Origin of the sequence: Pseudomonas psychrophila, from assembly GCF_001043005.1 — a bacterium.
GTDB lineage: Bacteria > Pseudomonadota > Gammaproteobacteria > Pseudomonadales > Pseudomonadaceae > Aquipseudomonas > Aquipseudomonas psychrophila.
On sequence record NZ_JYKZ01000010.1, the window covers coordinates 69,131 to 92,327 of the forward strand.

Below are 23,197 nucleotides of genomic sequence, written 5' to 3' on the forward strand. Positions count from 1 at the left end.
CCGCTCCTACAGGGACAGGTGACATAGCGCTTAGCGGATTACCACTTGTAGTTGACGCTGGCCATGACGTTGCGGCGGTCGCCGTAGTAGCAGTAGAAGCCATCGCAGGTCGACAGGTATTCCTTGTCGAAGACGTTGTTGGCGTTAACTGAAACCGTCGCACCTTTAAGCGATTTGTTCATTTTTCCCAGATCATAATGCACGGCAGCGTCATAGACGGTGTAGGCGTCGGTGTGGCCATAAGAGGCATCGGGCACATAGGCCATGCTGCCAATCGCAATGTTGTCGGTTTCGCCAATGTAGCGAGCGCCAAAGCCCACACCGAAACCTTCCAGTGTGCCTTGGTGCCACGTGTAGTCAGCCCAGATCGAGGCTTGATGCTCAGGCGTCAGTGGCAATGGACGGTTCTTGTCCAGCGGGTCGGACACCTTGGTCATTTTGGTGTTGGCGTAGGTGTAGGCGGCTGTCAGCTTCAGGTTGTCGTTGACGTTGCCCACCGCCTCCAGTTCCAGCCCGCGTACGTTGGCTTCGCCCAGTGGCCGGCTCACACCCAGGGTATCGCTGAGCACAATATTTTTGCGGGTCAGGTCGTATACGGCGGCGGTGAACAGCATGTCGCTGCCCGGCGGCTGGTATTTGAGACCCAGTTCATATTGCTTGCCGGTGCCGGGTTTGAATGCCTTGCCGCCAAACCCTCCTGGCTCGGCCTGGAACGATTCGGCATAGGAAACGTAAGGCGTAAAGCCGGAGTCGAACACATAACTCAGAGCCGCATTGCCGGTGAAGGCGCTGTCGTCACGCTTGTCGCGGGCATTGTTCTCGTTATGGAACGTGGTGTCAGTGTGCAGCCAGTCCTGACGACCGCCCAGGGTCAAGCGCCAGTTATCCAGCGCCATCTGGTCTTGCAGGTAAACACCTGTATCGCGGGTTTTCTGGTTGTAGTCGTTATAGGCCGTGTATTTGACGTTGCTGAAATCTTGCCCATAAATCGGGTTGATAATGTTGCTGGCTGGGGCTGAGCCATAGTCCCATTTGTAATTGGTATTGATGCGCTGATGGTCAAGACCAATCAAGAGGGCGTGTTTGATTACGCCGGTGTCGAAGTCGGCCTGGAAGTTGTTGTCGACAGCAAACTGGCTAATGTCTTCATCGACCACGTTCGCCCCGCGCTGCAGGGTTCCATCGTCTGCAACCGAGCCGTAATAGCCCCCGGCGGTAATGCCCTGGAATGCCAGGTCGCTTTTTGTGTAGCGCAGGTTTTGGTGGAACTGCCACACATCGTTGAGACGGTGTTCAAACGCATAGCCCAGTGCGTAGTAGGTCTTGTCGTAGAACTCCCATTTAGGGTCACCCAGGTTCTTGTGATATTTCACTTCGCCCGCAGGTGAGGACACTTTGGTGCCTTGCAGCGGCAAGAACTGGCTGGTGATGGCGGTATCGTCGCGATTGAACTGGCTGAGGAAGGTCAGTTTGGTGTCTTCGTCGATATTCCAGGTCAGGCTTGGGGCAATGTTGTAGCGTTTGTCTTCGTTGTGTTCGATGGCGGTGTTGCTGTCGCGAACTACGCCGCTGACGCGATATAAAAAGCGTCCTTCATCATCGATAGGGCCAGTGCTGTCGAAGCTGATTTGCTTGCGCTGGTAGCTGCCGACTTGAAGCTGTACTTCATGACTTGCGTTGTTTTCAGGGCGACGGCTGACCATGTCCAGCAAGCCGCCCGCCGGAGTTTGTCCATAGACCGATGAGGCAGGCCCGCGGAGCAGGGCCACGCGCTCCAAGTCCCAGGTTTCCAGTTTTGGCATGGCGTAGGTGCCTTTGGGCAACGCCAGGCCATCGAGAAACTGGGTCGGTTCAAAACCTCGCACTTTCAACCACTCTGCACGGCTGTCGCTGCCATAACTGCTGGCGGTGACACCGGGCATATAGCGCACGGCATCATCCAGATTCTGTACTGCCCGGTCCTGCATCTGGTCGCGAGTGGCGACGGAGATGGAACGAGGAGCTTCAACCAGTGATGTATCGGTCTTGGTGCCAGAGGCTGTGCGCTGAGCGAGGTAGCCATCCACCGGTCCCCAGGCACTTTCGTAATTGTCCTGGCCGGAGATGGTCGTTGCTTCAAGCGCCAATGCGCCCTGGGGCATTTCGATCAGAGTGAAGCTCCCTGCGTTGCCGGGCACCAACTGCAACCCGCTCCCCTGCAGCGCCTCACGCAATGCCGTGGTTGCCTCGAACGTACCTTTTACCGGGGCTGAGGTTTTACCGGCCAGCAAGGACGAGTCGATGGCCAGGGTGATGCCGGCCTGGCTGGCGATCTGGTTCAGGGTGGACGCCAAAGGGCCGGCGGGCAGGTTGTAGCTGCGCGCAGACGATGTCTGCTCGCCAGCAACCAGCGCGGTGCTGGTCAACGGGGCGCAGAGAGCGATGGCTACGGCTAACAGGCTGGGGCGCAAAAACGTGTCGAGGGAGCGGGACATTCGGCGGGTTCCTGAATGGAAATGTTTCTTTATGCCTATCTGCCGGATGAGAGTTGAAAAGTGATAGGGCTGATTGAAAATAATTTAGATTCAGTTCGCCGACGGCTTGGCACTGACGGTGACCCACCATGGGGTGCGTTGTTCGATGTGTACCGGCAAGGTCGGCAACAGGGCATTGAGCGACAACTCGATGTTGTTCAGCGGGAAGCTGCCGGTGATGCGCAGGTCAGCGACTTCGGGCTCTACGCCCAGATGGCCGCGATGGTAGCGGTTGAGCTCGCTGATCATGTCGGCCAGGCGCACGTTGTCGAGTACCAACATTCCCCGTGTCCAGGCATCTGCCCCGGGGCTGAGGGCGAGCATTTGGCCTAGACGATCGCGGTGCATCAGCACCTGCTGGCCTTCGCTGTAGAGGGTGCGCTCGGCGCTGTTTTCAGGGTGTGCCTCGACCCGCGATTGCAGAACACTCAGGCGAGTGCCCTGGTCTTCGCGCTTGACCATGAACCGTGTGCCCAGTGCGCGCAGGCTGCCATCGCGGGTTTGCACGATAAACGGTCGAGGATCGCCATGGCCGGTCTCAACCATGATCTCGCCTTCTTGCAGGATGATGCGCCGCGTCGTGTCATCAAACTGCACATCGATTGCGCTGTGGGTGTTGAGGTTGAGCAGCGTGCCGTCGGCCAGCCGTAACTGGCGCTGTTCGCCGGTGGCGGTGCGCTGATCGGCCATCCAGTAATCAATGGGCAGGTAGTTTTTACCGGCGAACAAGGCCACTCCACAGACCAGCGCAATACTGGCCAGGCCACTGCCTATTTTGCGCACCCGCTCCTGTACGCCATTGCGGGCATTAAGCAAGGCGTTGCGCGCAGGGATGCTGGTAGTGCTGAAGCGCTGATCGAGCATGCCCAGTTGTAGCCAGGCCCGGGCGTGTTCTTCGCTGGCGCTGTACCACTTGGCAAATTCAGCCTGTTCCACGGCACTGCCGCTGCCGCAATCCAGGCACAGTTGCCAGGCGATGGCGGCATCCAGCACGTGGGATGAGACCGGTTTGGCGTTGGCCTGGCTCATACCGGTTCGCCATAGAGGGCGATGTAGCACTGGCGGATACCTTGGGCCAGATACTGGCGTACACGGGGCACAGACACGCCTAGGCGTTCGGCGATTTCTGCGTGGGTCAGGCCATCGAGACGGCTGTGCAGGAAGGCTGCACGGGACTTGCTCGACAGCTTGCCCAGCAGACGGTCAATGGCCTTCAGGTCTTCAAGGATCAGTTGCTGGACTTCGGGCGAGGGTTGCTCGGCCTCGGGGATCAGCATCAGCTCGTTGAGGTAGGCCTGCTCCAGCGCGGCGCGGCGAAAATAGTCGAACAGCAGGCCCTTGGCGATGGCGGCCAGGAATGCCCGAGGCTCACGGGGAGCTTGCAGTTCAGGGCGGCCCAGCAGGCGCACAAAAGTGTCCTGGCTGAGGTCTTCGGCCCGCTGCGGGCAGGCCACGTTGCGCCGCAACCACGCCAGCAGCCAGCCGCGATGGTCGCGGTAAAGCGCTCCAACCAGCTCACTGTGTGGGTTTTGGACTGACGACAAAGACATCACCGACGGCAAGTTTTAACTAACGATAATTATTCGCGATTGTGTCAGAGGGAATGGTCCTACGCAATTGACGCTCATCGGATGGCAGACACGGAGCGGTAAAAACCATTTTTTGTAGGAGCGGGCTTGCTCGCGATGAAATCGCTGCGGTGTGTCTGATGGACCGGGTTGTTTGAATCGCGAGCAAGCCCGCTCCCACAGATTAAAAACTGTGCATCTGCTTGCGCCGCTGCCACTGGTTGAGCCGCTGTTGCAGGGCTTGGGGGGTATCGATGCCCTGAGTGCGGGCACGGCTGAAGAGGATCAACGCCAGTTCAGCGGTAGCCAGGGCGTCGGCGCTGGCGTTGTGGCGGTCTTCGACCTGGAGGTTGAAGTGGTTGATCCACTGGTCCAGCCCGGCTTCGCGCTGATTGACCTGCGGGCACAGCATTGGCGCCATGCCCGCCACATCCAGGAACGGGTGTTGCAAACGGTAGCCCAGGCTGTCCTTGAGGGCGCGTGTGAGCATGTGCTGGTCAAAGGGTGCATGGAATGCCAGCACCGGGCTGTCGCCCACAAAAGCCATGAAGTCGAGCAGGGCATCCGCCGGGTCGCTGCCTGCGGCAATGGCCGCTGGCCCCAGTTCATGCAACAACATGCTGGGGCTCAGAGGGTTGTCGGGGCGCAGCAGGGTGCGTTCAAACGCCTGGCTAAAATCAATGGCGCCGTCCTCAATGACCACTGCACCGATCGACAGCACCTGGTCGCGATTGAGGTTCAGGCCGCTGGTTTCAAGATCAACCACCACCCAGCGTTGCGTGCGCATTGGCGTGTCGCCCAATTCGGTTGCGGGCGGCAGTCGCATCAGGCGCTCATGCTGCTCAAGGCTGAGCACCGGTTTTTTACGTGGCAACAACCATGACAACAGGCTCATAGCTGATACCTCAGGGCCAGGCTGCTTTGCAGGCGCTGAGCCTGACGCAGGGCTTCACGCAGTATTCGGCGGTCCAGCTGGTTGAGGCTGTCAGGGTCGACCCGGTTGGAGTACGGGCGGTTTTCCCGGGTTTGCAGCTGGTGCTGTTGCATGCGGGTTTGCTGGATAAAGTGGTAGGCCTCTTCATACGCAGCCCCGTCCAGCGGTTCGATCACTTCCAGGGCGACCAGTTGGCGCAGACGTTCAAGGGTGTTGTTGGCTGAGACTCCGTTGGCCAGCGCCAGCAGGCGGGCACCATCCACGAAGGGCGTGAGGCCCTGGACCTTAAGATCGAGGGTGGCCTTGTCGCCACCTTTGCGCTCCAGCACGAACTCGCGAAAGCGCCCTACGGGCGGGCGATGACGCAGTGCATTGTCGGCCATCATGCGCTGGAACAGACGGTTGTCGGCGACTTGCCCGAGGATGCCGCGGCGCAGTTGCTCGCAGCCCTGTTCATCACCCCAGACCACCCGCAGGTCGAAATAAATGGTGGAGGCCAGCAGGTTTTCAGGCGTGGCTTCGCGGATAAAGGCTGCAAAACGGCGGGCCCACTCGGTGCGTGACAGGCACAGGTCGGGGTTGCCGGCCATAATGTTGCCCTTGCACAGGGTGAAGCCGCAGGCCGCCAGGTAGTGGTTGATCTGCTGGGCGATGGGCAGCAGGCGCTCGCGAATTTCGGCGGCCTGGGCGCCATCCTGGGCCTCGAACAGAATGCCGTTGTCCTGGTCGGTGTGCAGGGTTTGCTCGCGTCGGCCTTCACTGCCAAAACACAGCCAGGTAAACGGCACGCCAGGGTCGCCCTTCTCGGCCAGCACCAGCTCGATCACCCGGCACACGGTATGGTCATTGAGCTGGGTGATGAGGTGAGTGATCTGTGTGGAAGACGCGCCGTGCGCCAGCATGCGCTCCACCAGTTGGCCGATTTCGCCCCGCAGGTTGATCAGGGTGTCCAGCCGTGGGGCATGACGGATGGTGCGCGCCAAATGGACCAGATCGACCCGTTGCAGGGAGAACAGGTCGCGTTCTGACACGACGCCGCACAGGCGCTGGTCCTTGACCAGGCACACGTGGGCAATGTGCCGCTCGGTCATGGCAACCGCCGCGTCGAAGGCACTGTGATCCGGGCTCAGGTAGAACGGGTCGGGGGTCATGTGCAAATCGATGGCTTGCGCAAAATCTTCAATGCCATTGGCTACCACCTGACGCAGGTCGCGCAGGGTGAAAATCCCCAGCGGCGACTTGTGTTCGTCGACGATGACAATGCTGCCCACTTGCTGTTCGTGCATCAGGCGTACGGCTTCGCGCAGTGCGACGGTTGGCGCGCACGTTACGGGGTGGCGCATGGCCAATTCACCCAGGCGGGTGTTGAGCGAGTATTGAGTGCCCAGGGTTTCGGCGGCTTTTTGCTGAACCTGCTGATTGACCTTGTCGAGCAGGCTGCTGACGCCACGCAGGGCAAAGTCGCGGAACTCGTCGGACAGGCCAAACAGTTTGATAAATGCGAGTTTGTTCAGTTGCAGGCAAAACGTATCTTCAGCGGCGCGGTGTTCGGTGCGGGTGGCGCGCTCACCCAGCAAGGCGGCAAGCGGGAAGCACTCGCCGGCGGTGATTTCGAAGGTGGTCTGGGCTTCTTCGCGGCCCAGGTGGGTGCGTTCGCCCACCACACGGCCCTGTTTGACGATATAGAAGTGTTCCACCGGGCCGTCGGTCGGTCGGATGATGCTTTCGCCTGGGGCATAGAAGCGCAGTTGGCACTGCTCGACCAGATACGCCAGGTGAGTGTTTTCCATTTGATTGAAGGGCGGGAATCGCTGCAAAAACTGCATGGTGCCGTGAATGTTCTGTAACACCGCGGTTTTTCCTGCCTGGAGAAACGCATCCGATTTACTCATTACTGATACCGCATTGTTGGTTGTTAGTCGTTGTTGTTATGACCGGACAGGGCAGCGCCCCATGGCGTATTTCTATCCCTCATGCTCGGCGGTCTGCACGCGGGTGCCCATTGGACGTAAGTCTATGGGGGCTAATTTCTGTCGCTGACTTTGAAAAGTCTTACAGGTTTTTTGTTCATTATTTGTGCGGGAGGCTTGGAAATACCTATGGCTGAGTGCACATTGGTGAACGGTCAGGGATAACCGACTACGCTGTTAGGATATTTTGCCTACAGGTTGGCTTTAGAGAAGCGTATGACTGAGCACGACATTTTGACTGACGCCGAACGCGAGGCCTTGAAAGAGGTCATGTCGTCACCTGTTTCGGCTTCATCATGTGTGTTGATTGTCGAGGACGATCCAGTGGCGCGTGAGTTGTTGGCGGAGCTTCTGGAACTCAATGCAATCGAATGCCTCACGGCCAGCAACGAAGAGCAGGCGCTGGCGCTATTGGCATCGAAACCGATCAACCTGATGATCACCGACTTGCGGATGCTGCCCCACGATGGCTTGCACCTGATCCGCAAAGTGCGCGATTCAGATCAGGCTACCTTGCCGATCATCATCATGTCGGGTGATGCGAGTGTGCGTGATGCCATCGATGCCATGCATTTGCATGTGGTCGATTTTCTGCTCAAGCCGATCGATACCGCCAAGCTGCTCAAGCTGATCCGTCAGGAGTTGGGGATGTAAAATTTGTCTGCAACTCTGTGGGAGCGAGCCTGCTCGCGAGCAGGTTCGCTCCCACAGATAGCAAAAAGCCCCGAAATTCGGGGCTTTTTGCTATCTACGATGTTTACAGGCCGTTTTTGGCCTTGAACTCGCGACGACGACGGTGCAGCACGGGCTCGGTGTAGCCGTTTGGCTGCTGGGTGCCTTCGATCACCAGTTCGACTGCCGCCTGGAAGGCGATGTTGCTGTCGAAGTTCGGCGCCAGCGGACGATACAGCGCGTCGTTGGCGTTTTGGCGATCGACCACAGGCGCCATGCGCTTGAGGCTTTCCAGGACCTGGCTTTCGCTGACGATGCCGTGACGCAGCCAGTTGGCGATGTGCTGGCTCGAAATACGCAGCGTGGCACGATCTTCCATCAGGCCGATGTCGTTAATATCCGGCACCTTCGAACAACCCACGCCCTGGTCGATCCAGCGCACTACGTAGCCCAGAATGCCCTGGGAGTTGTTGTCCAGTTCGTTCTGGATTTGCTCCGGTGTCCACTGCGGATTCACTGCCAGCGGGATGGTCAGGATGTCGTCAACCGATGCCGGGGCGCGCTTGGCCAGTTCGGCCTGACGGGCGAACACGTCAACCTTGTGGTAATGCAGCGCGTGCAAGGCCGCGGCGGTCGGCGATGGCACCCAGGCGGTGTTGGCGCCGGCCAGCGGGTGAGCGATTTTCTGCTCCAGCATCGCGGCCATCAGGTCGGGCATGGCCCACATGCCTTTGCCAATTTGCGCACGGCCTTGCAGGCCAGTGCTCAAGCCGACATCGACGTTGTTGTTTTCGTAGGCCGAAATCCACTTCTCGGCTTTCATGTCGGCCTTGCGCACCATCGGCCCGGCTTCCATCGAGGTGTGAATCTCATCGCCCGTACGGTCGAGGAAGCCGGTGTTGATGAACACCACGCGCTCGCTGGCGGCCTTGATGCACGCCTTGAGGTTGATCGTGGTGCGGCGCTCTTCGTCCATGATCCCGACTTTGAGCGTGTTGCGTGGCAACTTGAGCACGTCTTCGATACGGCCGAACAGCTCGTTGGTGAACGCGGCTTCTTCAGCGCCGTGCATCTTCGGTTTGACGATGTAGACCGAACCGGTGCGGCTGTTGCTGCGCGTGGCCTTGCCGTTGAGGCTGTGGATCGCGGCCAGGCTGGTCAGCAGGCCGTCGAGGATGCCTTCGGGTACTTCGTTGCCGTCCTTGTCGAGGATCGCATCGATGGTCATCAGGTGGCCCACGTTGCGCACGAACAGCAGCGAGCGGCCGTGCAGGCTGACGGTGCCACCGTTTGGCGCGGTGTACTCGCGGTCCGGGTTCATGGTGCGGGTGAAGGTTTCGCCGCCCTTGGACACCTGTTCGCTGAGGTCGCCTTTCATCAGGCCCAGCCAGTTGCGGTAGATCACTACCTTGTCATCGGCATCGACGGCGGCAACGGAGTCTTCGCAGTCCATGATGGTGGTCAGGGCCGCTTCCATCAGTACGTCTTTGACGCCTGCGGCATCGGTCTGGCCAACAGGGCTTGCGGCATCGATCTGGATTTCGAAGTGCAGGCCGTTGTGCTTGAGCAGCACAGCGGTCGGAGCCTCGGCTGAGCCGTGGTAGCCGATCAGTTGCGCGGTGTCGCGCAGGCCGGTGCTGGCGCCGTCCTTGAGGGTGACCTGCAAGGCGCCGCCAACGATGGCGTAGCCGGTTGAGTCAACATGAGTGCCGCTGGCCAGAGGCGCGGCTTCGTCGAGAAAAGCGCGGGCGAAGGCAATCACCTTGTCGCCACGGACCTTGTTGTAGCTCTTGCCCTTGGTGGCGCCATCGGCTTCGCTGATGGCATCGGTGCCGTACAGCGCGTCGTAGAGCGAGCCCCAGCGGGCGTTCGAAGCGTTGAGGGCAAAGCGCGCATTCATGACTGGCACCACCAGTTGTGGGCCTGCCATGCGAGCGATTTCGTCATCGACGTTTTGCGTCGTTGCCTGGAAATCTGCGGCTTCTGGCTGCAGATACCCAATATCCTGGAGGAAGGCTTTATAAGCCACGGCGTCATGGGCCTTGCCGGCCTGAGCCTGGTGCCAGGCGTCGATCCGCGCCTGCAAATCATCGCGTTTGGCGAGCAGTGCTTTGTTCTTGGGTGCCAGGTCATTGATGACCTTGTCGGCACCGTCCCAGAACTGGTCGGCGGTGAGGCCGGTACCGGGGATAGCTTCGTTGTTTACGAAGTCGAACAGGACTTTGGCGACCTGCAGGCCACCGACGTGAACGTGTTCAGTCATTGCTTGCCTCACTCATTTTTATTTAAAGCCTGGAGCGCTTCTTAAAACACCGCGTGGCTCATGCTGGCGGGGTTGGACGGGGTATAGCAGACACCTTGGCGGACCTTGTTGCAAGTTATGTAGTGGTCGCCGAGGCATACTACATGATCAATTGCAGATGTGAAAATCAGACCAATCACGTCGTTCTGCGACCATTTTTACGCTATCGGTCACGCAGAAGAACAGGATGTTCTCAAGAAACAGGCAGGTTGTTCCAGATAATTCTAAAAACAGTACACAATTTGTGATTTTGAATCCCTTTTGCGGGAGTGCCTATACTCACTCGACCCCCCTAATAAGAGAGACCCCCGCCATGAACCATCTTGTGATAACGGTCTTTGCCCAGGACAAGGCCGGGCAGGTCGAGCGCATTGCTCAATGCATCGCCGAGCATGGCGGTAACTGGCTGGAGAGTCGAATGTCGCGCATGGCCGGGCAATTCGCCGGGATCCTGCGCGTAGGCGTGCCCGCCGAAGCGCACGATGAACTGGTCGATGCGTTGCAGCATTTGGGCAAGGAAGGGATTCGGGTGTTGATTGCCGAAAGCGGCATTGAGCAGTCCTGCACCTGGAAGCCCATCGCCATGGAGCTGGTAGGCAACGACCGCCCCGGCATTGTGCGTGACATCACCCGGGTGCTGACGGAGCAGGGTGTGAGCCTGGAGCGGCTGGTGACCGATGTGCGGCCCGCGCCGATGAGCAACGAGCCGCTGTTTCATGCCGAGGCTATTTTGGCGGTGCCTCTGACCTTGTCCCTGGATGTGCTGCAAAAACGCCTGGAAACCCTGGCGGATGAACTGCTGGTGGACCTGAAGTTCAGCACCGAAGAGTAGGCCCGCAGGTTCAGCTGCGCTGACGCATGCTGAACCAGGCATCGAGGCTGTACACCACCAGGCCGGCCCAGATAAATGCAAAGGCGAGCAAGGTACTTTCGGATAAATGTTCGCCGTAAACCGTGACCGCCAAAATCAATACCAGCGTCGGCGCGATGTACTGCATGAAGCCCAGGGTTGTGTAGGGCAAATGCCGAGCGGCGGCGTTGAAACACACCAGGGGTATCAGCGTGGCCGGACCGGCGGCTACCAGCAACCAGGCCTGCGAGGTGCTCCAGAAATCGGCATGGGCGCTGTTGGCCTCGGGGTGCAGCAGCAACCAGACGATGGCCACCGGGACCAGAATCCACGTTTCGACCACAAGCCCCGGCAATGCCTTGACTGGTGCCTGTTTGCGGATCAACCCGTAAAAACCGAAACTCAGCGCCAGCGCCAGTGACACCCAGGGCAGGCTGCCCACTTGCCATACCTGTTGCGCCACACCGATCACGGCCAGGCCTACTGCAACCCACTGCAGACGGCGCAGGCGCTCGCCCAGCAGCAACATGCCGAGCAGCACGTTGACCAGCGGATTGATGTAGTACCCCAGGCTGGCTTCGAGCATGCGGTCGTTGTTTACCGCCCACACATAGGTCAGCCAGTTGGCGGCAATCAGCAGGCCGCTAATGGTCAGCACGCCAATGCGTTTGGGGTTGTCGCGCAGTTCTTGCCACCAGCCGGGGTGTTTCCACACCAGGAGCAACAGCGAGCCGAACAACGCGGACCAGAGCACCCGGTTCACGATGATCTCGGCAGCCGGGACGCTGGCCAGCAGTTTGAAGTAGAGCGGGAAGATGCCCCAGATGACATAGGCGGTGAGGCCTAAAATATACCCGCGGCGCGGGTTGGCGGCTTGCATGCAGAATCCTTGCTTAGGCAACTAACAGACACAGAAGAAGCTGTGAGTGTAAGCAGGTTTTGCAGGCGTGTCCTGTGTGAGGTTGGACGTTTTCTGTAGTCGCTGCCGAAGGCTGCGAGGGGTGGCCGGCGCTCCCGGGAAAACGGGTTGCTTTGCAACCCTTCGCAGCCTTCGGCAGCGACTACAGTGTTCATCCGGCTTTCTTAAAACAGCTTCAGCGGCTCTTCATTCAATGCCGATAGCTGCTCGCGTAATGCCAGGATCTGGTCGCCCCAATAACGCTCGCTGCCAAACCACGGGAAGCTGTGGGGGAAGGCCGGATCGTCCCAGCGTCGAGCCAGCCAGGCGCTGTAGTGCATCAGACGCAAAGCGCGCAGCGGTTCGATCAGCGCCAGCTCACGGGGGTTGAAGTCATGGAACTCGCTGTAGCCGTCCATCAACTCTGACAGCTGGCCCAGGCATTCCTGGCGATCACCGGCCAGCATCATCCACAAGTCCTGCACCGCAGGGCCCATGCGGCAATCGTCGAGGTCGACGATATGGAACACTTCGTCGCGGCACATCATGTTGCCGGGGTGGCAATCGCCGTGCATGCGGATGTTGGTGTGCGGGGTAGCGGCGTAGACGTCTTCGACCCGCTTGAGCAGGTCGCGGGCGACCGACTCGTAGGCCGGGAGCAGGCTGCGCGGAATGAAGTTGCCTTCAAGCAGGGTGGTCAGCGAGTCGTGACCGAAGTTCTTCACGCCCAGTGCTTCGCGGTGTTCGAACGGCTTGGTCGCGCCCACGGCATGCAGGCGGCCGAGCAGTTGCCCGAGGCGATACAACTGATCGAGGTTACCCGGCTCAGGCGCGCGGCCCCCGCGGCGTGGAAACAGGGTGAAGCGAAAGCCTGCGTGTTCGAACAGGCTTTCACCGTTGTGAATCATGGGTGCGACCACCGGGACATCAAGCTCGGCCAGTTCGAAGGTGAAGCGGTGTTCTTCGAGGATGGCTTCGTTGGTCCAGCGTTGCGGTCGATAGAATTTGGCGATCAGCGGTTCCGAGTCTTCGATACCCACCTGGTACACGCGATTCTCGTAGCTGTTGAGTGCGAGCACACGGGCATCGCTAAGGAAACCGATGCTCTCGACGGCGTCGAGCACCAGATCAGGGGTAAGTGTTGCAAACGGATGAGACATGCTGACTCCTGCGCGCAGCAGGCTGCCGCGTCCGGCCATGCATGTTAACGCAGACCGGGAGGCTGAGGGCGATTGAATAGGCTCTGGCGGCTCATGTGGGAGCGAGCAGGCTCGCTCCCACAAGATTTTTTGTTATGCGCCGACGATGCCGCCGTCTTCCCGGCTGATGGCCATGACGGATGAGCGCGGTTTGCCGTTGGGCAGGTGCTCGGGGAAGGTGGAACCGCCATTTTCACCCGGGTGCTGAATCCCCACGAACAGGGTTTTGTGGTCGGGCGAGAAGCTGATGCCGGTCACTTCACAGCCAACAGGGCCGACCATAAAGCGACGAATTTCACCGCTGACGGGGTCGGCGCACAGCATTTGGTTGTTGCCCATGCCAGCAAAGTCGCCGGTATTGCTGGCATCGCCGTCGGTCAGAATCCACAGGCGCCCTGCGTCATCGAATCCAAGGCCGTCGGGGCTGTTGAACATGTTTTGCGGGTTGATATTGGCCGAGCCACCCTTGGGCTCTTTGCCGTGAACCGCCGGGTTGCCGGCCACCACAAACAGGTCCCAGTCGAAGGTGTCGGCGCCATGATCACCGTTGCGGGCCTTCCAGCGCAGAATTTGCCCGTAGACGTTTTTCTCGCGAGGGTTTGGGCCGCCGACCGGTTGCCCCTCTTCGCCGCGCTTGGCGTTGTTGGTCAAGGTGCAATAGACCTGGCCGTCCGTGGGGCTGACCACGATCCATTCCGGGCGGTCCATGCGACTGGCGCCGACGGTGCTGGCGGCCATTCGTGCCTGGATCAGCACTTGGGCCTGGTTGGCAAACCCGTTACTGGCATCCACGCCGTTTTTGCCATGGGTCAGTTCAATCCACTGACCGTGACCCTTGGGGCGATCAGGGTTGTTGTCGCCACCGTCAAAGCGCGCCACATAGAGCGTGCCGTGGTCCAGCAGGTCGCGATTGGCCTTGGGGTTCTGGTGGTTGATCTTGTCGCGGCTGATGAATTTGTAGATGAATTCGCCGCGCTCATCGTCGCCCATGTACACCACGGCGCGGCCGTCGCCGGTTTCGGCCAGGGCGGCGTTTTCGTGTTTGAAACGGCCCAGTGCGGTGCGTTTGACCGGTGTTGAAAGCGGGTCGAACGGGTCGATTTCAACGACCCAGCCGTGGCGATTCAGTTCGTTGGGGTTGAGCGCCATATCGAAACGAGGATCGTGCGGGTGCCAGTTGATGTCTTTGCTGGCCGCAACCACGCCATAGCGCTTTTGCGCGGCATCGAAGGTTTGCTTCGGGTCAGAGCTGCCGAAACAGTCGGTGAAGTTTTCTTCGCAGGTCAGGTAGGTGCCCCATGGGGTTTTGCCATTGGCGCAGTTCTGGAAGGTCCCCAGTGCACGGGTGCCAGTAGCGTCGGCCCGGGTGCGCAGCAGCTCATGACCGGCAGCGGGGCCGCTCAGGCGAATGGGCGTGTTGGCGTGGATGCGTCGGTTGAAGGGGGAACCCTGGACAAACTGCCAGCCGTCGCCCTTGCGCTGGATCTCGATCACCGACACGCCTTCAGTGGCCTGGGCCTTGTGCACTTCTTCTGCCGATGCGGGCGAGCCGCCATGGGGGAAGAGGTAGCGATAGTTGGTGTATTCGTTGTTGATCGCCATCAGGGCGCGGTTCGGGTCATCCGCGAAGGCGAACAGGCTCATGCCATCGTTGTTGTCGCCAAATTGTACTTCCTGGGCGCTGGCAGTGCCGTTGCCGGAAGGGTCAAACGCCGGGCCGTCGGCTTGCAGCGGCTGGCCCCAACTGATGAGTACCGAAGAGCGGTAGCCGGGTGGCAGGCTGATGGTGTCAGTGGTGGCCGCATTGATGCTGTCGAACCCCATCAGTTGGCTGTTGGCGGCGCTGACACCCGCTGCCAGGGCACTGCGGCTGAGCAGGCCGCCACCCAAAAACATGGCCGCGCCACACAGGGCGCCTGCACTGATAAAGCCGCGTCGACTCAGGCCAATGATCTGCTCAAGGTCGGTGGATTGGTTTTCTTCTAATAGGCTCATGGCTGGCTTGGCTCTGGACGGTTTTGGCAGACACCATAAGCAGCGGGTATGACAGGGATGTTTCAAGTCGAGGGGGCGAGGGGTGTTACAGCGCGGTACCCAGCAACACCAGTGACGGCGCAAATTGCACGTGGGCCTCGCTGCCTTCTGTCAGGCCTAGTGTTTCGAGGTGTTGTGGTTCGGTCAGGGCGCACAGGGTCTGGCCGCTGGGCAGGGTGATACGGACTTCGCTGGGGCCGTTGTCGGTGTGCAGGATCTGCTCGATCTGGCCGTGCAGGTCATTGTGCTCGGGGCTGGGGGGGTGTGTGGCGCCAAGCAGTTGCAGCCAGCCCGCTTTGATCAATGCCACGGCCTGGCTGCCGATCACCAGTTCCAGGCGCTGGGTGCTGTCACGTGTGATTTGCGCGCGAAGGGTCAGGCCGCCGGGCAGTTCCAGCTGGATCAGATCGTTATGGCCGTGGCTGAGAATGGCAATGACGGTGCCATGCAATTGGTTGCGGGCGCTGGTGCGCAGCATCAGGCGGCCCAGCAGGTCGAGGTCCTGAATGTCTTCGGCGGCGTCCAGCACCTGATTTTGCATCGCCTGCAAACGCTGATAAAGCCGCAACACCCGCTCACCGGCTACGGACAGTCGAGCACCGCCTCCGCCTTTGCCACCGATATTGCGCTCAACCAACGGGGTTTGCGCCAGGTTGTTCAGCTCATCGATGGCATCCCACGCGGCTTTGTAACTGATGCCCGCGCTTTTAGCGGCGGCCGTGATCGAGCCCTGTTCAACAATGTGCTGCAGCAGCGCAATGCGTTGCGGGCGACGGACCATGTGTTGAGCGAGCAGGGTGGGCAGGTGCATGACAGAAGATTCGCAAGGCAGGACGTGCCCGAAAAGTGCCTGCTCAACCGGGTGGCGTCAAGGAGGCCCGTCGGGTTTTGGCGTTCGGGCCAGACAATACACGTCCACGCGTCTGGCTCCGGCCTTAATCAGCAGTCGGGCCAGGCTTTCAGCCGTGGCACCGGTGGTCAGCACGTCATCGACCAGCGCCAGGTGCAACCCGCAGACCTGTACTCCGGGCGCGAGACTGAATGCCTGCAACAGGTTGCGTTTGCGGCCTTTGGCGTCCAGGGCTTGTTGCGCGGCCGTGTCCTGGGTGCGCAGCAGCCAGTGTTCGTGTCGAGGGATGTTCAGCGCAGCACCGAGCCACTGGGCGAGCATGGCGGCCTGGTTATAGCCACGCTGGCGCAGACGTTGGGTGGACAGGGGCACCGGCAGCAGGAAGTCGGGTCGGGGGCTACCCGAGTTGAAGTCATCGAGCAGCGATTGGCCGAGAAGTTCGGCTAAAAGTCGACCATAGGGCCATTTGCCGTGGTGCTTGAACCGGATGATCAGACTGTCGATCGGAAAGCCATACACCCAGGGCGCATGCACGTGGTCAAAGGCTGGCGGCTGCTTGATGCAATGGGCGCAGATCAGCCCCGCCATCGGTAATGGCAGCCCGCAACGCTTGCAGCTATCGCCCAACCACGGCAGTTCCAGCTCACAGGTCATACAAAGGGCAAAGGGTGTGCCGCAGAATTCGTCGCACAATAAACAGGTCTGGTTATTAAATAACCAGATGTAAACCTGCCTTATCCATTGTGGTTGACAGTTCATGTCACATCCTTAAACATGCCGACATCCGTGCCGTGCCTGAGGCGTTTGCCTCAGGTTCAAGTCTAAGCATAAACAAGAGAAACGCCGATGAGCGCCAGCAGCCTTGCCAACCTGCGACATGATTGGTCTTTAGCCGAGGTCCGGGCGATGTTTACCCAGCCCTTCAATGACCTGCTTTTCGAAGCGCAGACCGTTCACCGCAAGCATTTCAATGCCAACCGGGTACAAGTTTCGACGCTGCTGTCGATCAAGACGGGCGCCTGTCCAGAAGATTGCAAATATTGTCCGCAGTCTGGCCACTACAACACCGGCCTGGCCAAAGAGAAGTTGATGCAGGTGCAAAAGGTGCTGGAAGAGGCACAGCGGGCCAAGGCCATCGGCGCCACCCGTTTTTGCATGGGCGCAGCCTGGAAGCACCCGTCGGCCAAAGACATGCCCTACGTGCTGGAAATGGTCAAAGGGGTGAAGGCCATGGGGCTGGAAACCTGCATGACCCTGGGCAAGCTCGATCAGGAGCAAACTGCAGCGTTGGCCCACGCCGGTCTTGATTACTACAACCACAACCTCGACACCTCGCCCGAGTTCTACACCAGCATTATCACCACGCGTACTTACAGTGAACGCCTGCAAACCTTGAGTTACGTGCGAGATAGCGGGATGAAAATCTGCTCCGGCGGCATTCTGGGCATGGGCGAATCGCTGGACGACCGCGCCAACCTGCTGATCCAGCTGGCCAATCTGCCTGAGCACCCCGAGTCGGTGCCGATCAACATGCTGGTGAAAGTGGCCGGCACGCCGATGGAAAACGCGGAAGACATCGACCCGTTTGATTTCATCCGCATGCTGGCGGTAGCGCGGATCATGATGCCGCACAGCCATGTACGCCTGTCGGCAGGCCGTGAGGCAATGAACGAGCAAATGCAGGCACTGGCGTTTTTTGCCGGGGCCAACTCGATTTTTTATGGCGACAAATTGCTGACCACGGCCAACCCTCAGGCTGACAAGGACATGCAGTTGTTCAGCCGTCTGGGGATCTTGCCGGAGGCGGGTGAAGATCATGCTGACGAGGTGCATCAGGCCGTGATCGAGCATGCACTGCGAGATCAGAAATCCAGCGAGCAGTTTTATAACGCTGTGGTTTAACCCACCCCCCGTAGCAGCTGCCTCGTCCCTTCGGCAGCGGCTACGACCGCTCATTGAGGCCAGCATGTCTTTTGATTTAAGTGCCCGTCTGGCCGTTCGTCGTGCCGATAATCTGTACCGTCAGCGCCCGCTGCTGGAAAGCCCGCAAGGGCCGCAGGTGGTGGTCGACGGTCAGCCGTTGCTGGCCTTCTGCAACAACGACTATCTGGGGCTGGCCAATCATCCGCAGGTCATCGAAGCCTGGCAGGCCGGTGCTTCGCGCTGGGGTGTGGGGGGCGGGGCGTCGCATCTGGTCATTGGTCACAGCACCCCGCATCACGTACTTGAAGAGGCCTTGGCCGAGTTCACCGGCCGCCCGCGGGCACTGCTGTTCAGCAATGGCTACATGGCCAATATGGGCGCTGTCACTGCGCTGGTGGGGCAGGGTGACACGGTGCTGGAAGATCGCCTGAACCATGCCTCGCTACTGGATGCCGGTTTGCTGAGCGGCGCGCGGTTCAATCGCTATCTGCATAACGACGCGGCCAGCCTGGCCAAGCGTCTGGAAAAGGCCTGCGGCAACACGCTGGTGGTGACGGATGGCGTCTTCAGCATGGACGGCGACCTGGCCGACCTGCCTGCGCTGGCCCGTGAAGCCAGAGCCAAAGGTGCCTGGTTGATGGTGGACGATGCCCACGGCTTTGGCCCCTTGGGCGCCAATGGCGGCGGGATTGTCGAGCACTTCGGCTTGAGCGCGGACGATGTGCCGGTGCTGGTCGGGACGCTGGGCAAGGCCTTTGGCACCAGCGGTGCTTTTGTTGCGGGCAGTGAAGAGCTGATTGAAAGCCTGGTCCAGTTCGCCCGGCCTTACATCTACACCACCAGTCAGCCGCCTGCCCTGGCCTGCGCAACGTTGAAAAGCCTTGAGCTGCTGCGCACCGAGCATTGGCGACGTGAGCATCTGAACACCTTGATCGGCCAGTTTCGGCGTGGCGCCGAGCAAATCGGCCTGCAGTTGATGGACAGCTTTACCCCGATCCAGCCAATCATGGTTGGCGACAGTGGCCGGGCCGTTCGCGTGTCGCAGATGTTGCGCGAGCGTGGCTTGATGGTGACGGCAATTCGTCCGCCAACCGTACCCGCAGGCAGCGCACGCTTGCGTGTGACCTTGTCGGCGGCTCACACAGAAGCACAGGTGCAGCTATTGTTAAGTGCACTCGAAGACTGTTGGCGTACGTTGGAGCCAGATCATGCGTGATCGTTTGGTTTTGCTGCCGGGCTGGGGCCTGGGGGTTTCACCCCTGGAACCTTTGGCCGAGGCATTGCGCGCTCTGGACGAGCACTTGCGGGTCGAGATCGAACCGCTGCCGGTGCTGCTGTCTACCGACCTTGACGACTGGCTCGACGAGCTCGACTCGACCTTGCCCGACAACGTATGGCTGGGCGGCTGGTCACTGGGCGGGATGCTCGCCAGTGAGCTGGCGGCACGCCGGGGCGATCGTTGTTGTGGGCTGGTGACATTGGCCAGCAACCCGAGTTTTGTCAGTCGCGAGGATTGGCCCAGCGCCATGCCCGCGTCTACTTTCGAACCGTTCCTCAGCGGTTTTCGCGATGCCCCGAACACCACCCTGAAACGCTTTTGCCTGCTGTGCAGCCAGGGCTCCCCTGAGTCTCGGGCATTGGCCGGGCTGTTGTTGGGCGCAGCACCCAAAGCCCAGCCGGACACCCTGCTGGCCGGTCTTGAACTGCTGGGTAAGCTGGATACCCGCGGTGCCTTACAACGTTTCAGTGGGCCACAACTGCATCTGTTTGCCGGGCTGGATGCGCTGGTGCCGCTGCAGGCAGGGACCGATGTACTGGGGTTATTGCCCGATGTCGAAGTGGGTCTGATTGAACAGGCTTGTCATGCTTTTTTACTGGAGGCTCCCCACGAATTGGCGGCGGCTATCCAGGATTTTTTACACGAGTCGGGCGATGAATGATTTGAGTGTTGCGATGCTTGCGGCCAGCTTGCCGGACAAGCGTCAGGTTGCGGTCTCCTTTTCCCGGGCGGCTGCCAGTTACGACAGTGTCGCCGAACTGCAACGAGACGTGGGCCATGAACTGATCGCCCGACTGCCGGCCAACCTCGGCCCGCAGCGCTGGCTGGATCTGGGAAGTGGCACGGGTTATTTCAGCCGAGTGCTGGGTCAGCGTTTTGCCGATAGTCAGGGGCTGGCGCTGGACATTGCCCAAGGCATGCTGGCCTTCGCCCGGCCCTTGGGTGGTGCGCAGCATTTCATTGCGGGCGATGCCGAGAACTTGCCACTGCAATCCAATAGCTGCGATGTGATTTTCTCCAGTCTAGCGCTGCAATGGTGTGCGGATTTCAGGGCGGTACTGAGCGAGGCTCATCGGGTGCTCAAACCCGGCGGGGTGCTGGCGTTCGCCAGTTTGTGCGCGGGTACCTTGAGTGAGTTGCGCGACAGCTGGCGAGCCGTCGATGGTCAGGTCCACGTCAATCGTTTTCGTGAGTTTGAGACCTATCAACAGTTGTGTGCGGACAGTGGCTTGCAGGTGCTCGACTTGCACAAACAGCCTCATGTGCTGCACTACGCGCAGGTTCGCCAGCTGACCCATGAGCTTAAAGCCCTGGGGGCACACAATCTGAACCCAGGTCGCCCCGAAGGGTTGAGCGGCAGGGCGCGGCTTCAGGGAATGATGGGTGCCTATGAACAGTTTCGTCAGCCGCTTGGGTTGCCGGCGACGTACCAAGTGGTCTACGGCATTTTGGAGAAAACGCGATGAGCCCTGCGTACTTCATTACCGGTACTGATACCGATGTGGGTAAGACCACGGTGGCGGCAGGTCTTTTATATGCCGCCCGTGCAGCCGGGTTAAGCACTGCGGCAGGCAAGCCGGTTGCGTCCGGATGCGAAATCACACCGCAGGGCCTGCGCAATGCAGACGCGCTGGCGTTGATGGCCGAAAGCTCGATCAAGTTGAGTTATGACGAGGTCAACCCGGTAGCCTTTGAACCGGCTATCGCCCCGCACATCGCTGCGCGCGAAGCCGGGGTGGTATTGACGGTTCGTTCACTGCTGGAACCCATGCAGCACATTTTGGCCAGGCAGGCAGATTTCACCCTGATTGAGGGCGCGGGTGGCTGGCGCGTGCCGCTTTCAGGGCAAGACAGCTTGTCGGATTTGGCTCAAGCGCTGGATCTGCCGGTGATTCTGGTGGTGGGCGTGCGTTTGGGTTGCATCAGCCATGCGTTACTGACCGCCGAAGCGATTGCCCGCGATGGCCTGCAACTGGCTGGCTGGGTAGCCAATATCATTGGTCCGAAAACCTCACGCCTGGAAGAAAACCTCGCCACCCTGGCCGAGCGTCTGCCTGCACCCTGCCTGGGGCGAGTGCCAAAACTTAAATCGGCATCGGCGCAATCCGTGGCTGAGTATCTGCAACTCGATTTGCTGGACTGACAGCAGTTCCCACAAATCAATCCTCCTTTGACTACGAGCCGTCCTAAGACGAACGGCGGCTTCGCGCTGCTTGACAATAAATAGGCGTAAACGTATGTTTCAAACACCTGTTTGACCGCCATAACAAATCCACGCGGTTGTTCATCCCCGGATTCATCAGCAGAGGTTTATCGCTATGCCTGACTACAAGGCCCCCTTGCGTGATATTCGCTTCGTTCGTGACGAACTGCTCGGTTACGAAGCGCATTATCAGAGCCTGCCGGCTTGCCAGGACGCTACTCCAGATATGGTTGACGCCATTCTTGAAGAAGGCGCCAAGTTTTGTGAGCAGGTGCTGGCACCTCTGAACCGTGTGGGTGACATCGAAGGCTGCACCTGGAGTGAATCCGGCGTTAAAACCCCTACCGGCTTTAAAGAAGCCTACAAACAATTCGTTGAAGGCGGCTGGCCGAGCCTGGCCCACGACGTAGAACACGGTGGCCAAGGCCTGCCGGAGTCGCTGGGTCTGGCCGTCAGTGAAATGGTTGGCGCTGCCAACTGGTCGTGGGGCATGTACCCGGGCCTGTCCCACGGTGCGATGAACACCATTTCCGAACACGGCACCCCCGAGCAGCAAGCCACTTACCTGAGCAAGCTGGTTACCGGCGAATGGACCGGCACCATGTGCCTGACCGAATCCCATTGTGGTACCGACCTGGGGCTGTTGCGCACCAAGGCCGAGCCTCAGGCTGACGGTTCGTACAAGATTTCGGGCACCAAGATCTTCATCTCGGCCGGCGAACATGACATGGCCGATAACATCGTCCATATCGTTCTGGCCCGCCTGCCGGATGCACCGGCTGGCACCAAAGGCATTTCGCTGTTCATCGTGCCCAAGTTCAACGCTAACGCCGATGGCAGCATCGGTGAGCGCAACGCTGTATCCTGTGGCTCGCTTGAGCATAAAATGGGCATTCACGGTAACGCCACCTGCGTGATGAACTTCGACGGCGCCACAGGTTTCCTGATCGGCCCTCCGAACAAAGGCCTGAACTGCATGTTCACCTTTATGAACACCGCACGACTGGGTACCGCGCTGCAGGGCTTGTCCCACGCCGAAATCGGTTTCCAGGGTGGTCTGAAATACGCCCGCGACCGTCTGCAAATGCGCTCGCTGACCGGTCCTAAAGCGCCTGAAAAGGCAGCTGACCCGATCATCGTTCACCCGGACGTACGTCGCATGCTGTTGACCATGAAGGCATTCGCCGAAGGCAACCGTGCGATGGTTTACTTCACCGCCAAACAAGTCGACATCGTGAAATACGGCGTTGATGAAGAAGAGAAAAAGAAAGCCGACGCACTGCTGGCTTTCATGACGCCGATCGCTAAAGCGTTCATGACGGAAGTCGGTTTTGAATCCGCCAACCATGGCGTTCAAATCTACGGCGGCCACGGCTTTATCGCTGAGTGGGGCATGGAGCAAAACGTTCGCGACAGCCGTATTTCGATGCTGTACGAAGGCACCACCGGTATCCAGGCCCTCGACCTGCTGGGCCGTAAAGTGTTGATGACCCAGGGCGAAGCCCTCAAGGGTTTCACCAAAATCGTCCATAAGTTCTGTCAGAGCAACGAAGGCAACGAAGCGCTTAACGAATTCGTCACGCCTTTGGCTGCACTGAACAAGGAATGGGGCGAGCTGACCATGAAGGTCGGTATGGCGGCCATGAAAGACCGTGAAGAAGTGGGTGCGGCCTCGGTCGATTACTTGATGTACTCGGGTTATGCATGCCTGGCGTACTTCTGGGCTGACATGGCCCGTCTGGCGGCTGAAAAGCTGGCGGCTGGCACATCCGAAGAAGCGTTCTACAAAGCCAAGTTGCAAACGGCACGCTTCTACTTCCAGCGCATCTTGCCGCGCACTCGCGCGCACGTTGCCACCATGCTGTCGGGCGCTGCCAACCTGATGGACATGAAAGAAGAAGACTTCGACTTGGGCTACTAAGTCCTGACGGGTCATCCAAAAAGCCGCGTTCCCTTTGGGGCGCGGCTTTTTTGGTTTTTGGTGCTCCCCAAAAAAACCAGT

General features: G+C 59.7%; 19 protein-coding genes. 8 read left to right on the forward strand and 11 right to left on the reverse strand.

The features are described from left to right. Positions 1–38: 38 nt before the first annotated feature. The 5 genes from TU76_RS18895 to TU76_RS18915 all read right to left on the reverse strand — a co-directional run bounded on the left by TU76_RS18895 (position 39) and on the right by TU76_RS18915 (position 6,907). Positions 39–2,474: a TonB-dependent siderophore receptor gene (locus TU76_RS18895; protein WP_048352314.1), complete on the reverse strand. Its 2,436-nt coding sequence runs from the start codon at positions 2,472–2,474 to the stop codon at positions 39–41. Between the two features lie 90 nt (positions 2,475–2,564). Beyond that, a complete protein-coding gene (locus TU76_RS18900; RefSeq protein WP_048352315.1) occupies positions 2,565–3,542 on the reverse strand; it encodes a FecR family protein in 978 nt (325 codons plus the stop codon). Then, positions 3,539–4,063, reverse strand: a complete 525-nt coding sequence (locus tag TU76_RS18905) for an RNA polymerase sigma factor (protein WP_019822997.1) — start codon at positions 4,061–4,063, stop codon at positions 3,539–3,541. The genes TU76_RS18900 and TU76_RS18905 overlap by 4 nt, the downstream gene beginning before the upstream one ends. Positions 4,064–4,265: 202 nt before the next feature. Then, a complete protein-coding gene (locus tag TU76_RS18910) occupies positions 4,266–4,976 on the reverse strand; it encodes a 3'-5' exonuclease (protein ID WP_048352316.1) in 711 nt (236 codons plus the stop codon). After that, positions 4,973–6,907, reverse strand: coding sequence for a putative nucleotidyltransferase substrate binding domain-containing protein (locus TU76_RS18915; RefSeq protein ID WP_048352317.1), 1,935 nt, complete (start codon positions 6,905–6,907; stop codon positions 4,973–4,975). Before TU76_RS18915 ends, TU76_RS18910 begins: the two co-directional genes overlap by 4 nt. Positions 6,908–7,201: 294 nt before the next feature. On the opposite strand from TU76_RS18915, the gene TU76_RS18920 reads away from it, so the two are divergent. Beyond that, positions 7,202–7,639 carry a response regulator gene (locus TU76_RS18920; protein ID WP_048352318.1) on the forward strand — a complete coding sequence of 146 codons (438 nt, stop codon included), beginning with the start codon at positions 7,202–7,204 and terminating at the stop codon, positions 7,637–7,639. Between the two features lie 103 nt (positions 7,640–7,742). Here the strand turns inward: TU76_RS18920 and TU76_RS18925 are convergent, their stop codons facing one another. Then, the gene (locus TU76_RS18925) at positions 7,743–9,920 is read right to left on the reverse strand and encodes a malate synthase G (protein WP_048352319.1); all 2,178 of its coding nucleotides are present in this window, start codon (positions 9,918–9,920) and stop codon (positions 7,743–7,745) included. 352 nt (positions 9,921–10,272) lie between these two features. Between TU76_RS18925 and TU76_RS18930 the strand changes: the two genes are divergently transcribed. After that, positions 10,273–10,791 (forward strand): glycine cleavage system transcriptional repressor, encoded by a 519-nt coding sequence (locus TU76_RS18930; protein ID WP_019823006.1) that lies wholly within the window; start codon positions 10,273–10,275, stop codon positions 10,789–10,791. Positions 10,792–10,801: 10 nt separating this feature from the next. Here the strand turns inward: TU76_RS18930 and rarD are convergent, their stop codons facing one another. The 5 genes from rarD to TU76_RS18955 form a co-directional block, all read right to left on the reverse strand. Beyond that, the gene (rarD, locus tag TU76_RS18935) at positions 10,802–11,689 is read right to left on the reverse strand and encodes an EamA family transporter RarD (RefSeq protein ID WP_019823007.1); all 888 of its coding nucleotides are present in this window, start codon (positions 11,687–11,689) and stop codon (positions 10,802–10,804) included. A 203-nt stretch (positions 11,690–11,892) separates the two neighbouring features. Then, entirely contained in the window at positions 11,893–12,867 is a 975-nt protein-coding gene (locus tag TU76_RS18940) for a serine/threonine protein kinase (RefSeq protein ID WP_048352320.1), read from the reverse strand. 132 nt (positions 12,868–12,999) lie between these two features. Continuing rightward, positions 13,000–14,901, reverse strand: coding sequence for a PhoX family protein (locus tag TU76_RS18945; RefSeq protein ID WP_046808574.1), 1,902 nt, complete (start codon positions 14,899–14,901; stop codon positions 13,000–13,002). A gap of 85 nt (positions 14,902–14,986) precedes the next feature. Then, the gene (locus TU76_RS18950; RefSeq protein ID WP_019823012.1) at positions 14,987–15,751 is read right to left on the reverse strand and encodes a TOBE domain-containing protein; all 765 of its coding nucleotides are present in this window, start codon (positions 15,749–15,751) and stop codon (positions 14,987–14,989) included. A gap of 57 nt (positions 15,752–15,808) precedes the next feature. Continuing rightward, entirely contained in the window at positions 15,809–16,549 is a 741-nt protein-coding gene (locus TU76_RS18955) for a ComF family protein (protein WP_037031831.1), read from the reverse strand. An 87-nt stretch (positions 16,550–16,636) separates the two neighbouring features. Between TU76_RS18955 and bioB the strand changes: the two genes are divergently transcribed. The 6 genes from bioB to TU76_RS18985 all read left to right on the forward strand — a co-directional run bounded on the left by bioB (position 16,637) and on the right by TU76_RS18985 (position 23,116). Then, on the forward strand, positions 16,637–17,692 hold the full coding sequence (bioB, locus tag TU76_RS18960; protein ID WP_019823015.1) for a biotin synthase BioB: 1,056 nt from the start codon (positions 16,637–16,639) through the stop codon (positions 17,690–17,692). Between the two features lie 64 nt (positions 17,693–17,756). Then, positions 17,757–18,929, forward strand: coding sequence for an 8-amino-7-oxononanoate synthase (gene bioF / locus TU76_RS18965; RefSeq protein ID WP_046808576.1), 1,173 nt, complete (start codon positions 17,757–17,759; stop codon positions 18,927–18,929). Continuing rightward, positions 18,922–19,653, forward strand: coding sequence for an alpha/beta fold hydrolase (locus TU76_RS18970; RefSeq protein ID WP_019823019.1), 732 nt, complete (start codon positions 18,922–18,924; stop codon positions 19,651–19,653). Before bioF ends, TU76_RS18970 begins: the two co-directional genes overlap by 8 nt. Further along, the gene (gene bioC / locus TU76_RS18975) at positions 19,646–20,458 is read left to right on the forward strand and encodes a malonyl-ACP O-methyltransferase BioC (RefSeq protein WP_019823021.1); all 813 of its coding nucleotides are present in this window, start codon (positions 19,646–19,648) and stop codon (positions 20,456–20,458) included. The genes TU76_RS18970 and bioC overlap by 8 nt, the downstream gene beginning before the upstream one ends. Next, a complete protein-coding gene (gene bioD / locus TU76_RS18980; protein WP_019823022.1) occupies positions 20,455–21,135 on the forward strand; it encodes a dethiobiotin synthase in 681 nt (226 codons plus the stop codon). The genes bioC and bioD overlap by 4 nt, the downstream gene beginning before the upstream one ends. Before the next feature lie 175 nt (positions 21,136–21,310). After that, entirely contained in the window at positions 21,311–23,116 is a 1,806-nt protein-coding gene (locus TU76_RS18985; RefSeq protein ID WP_019823024.1) for a phenylacyl-CoA dehydrogenase, read from the forward strand. Positions 23,117–23,197: the final 81 nt, after the last annotated feature.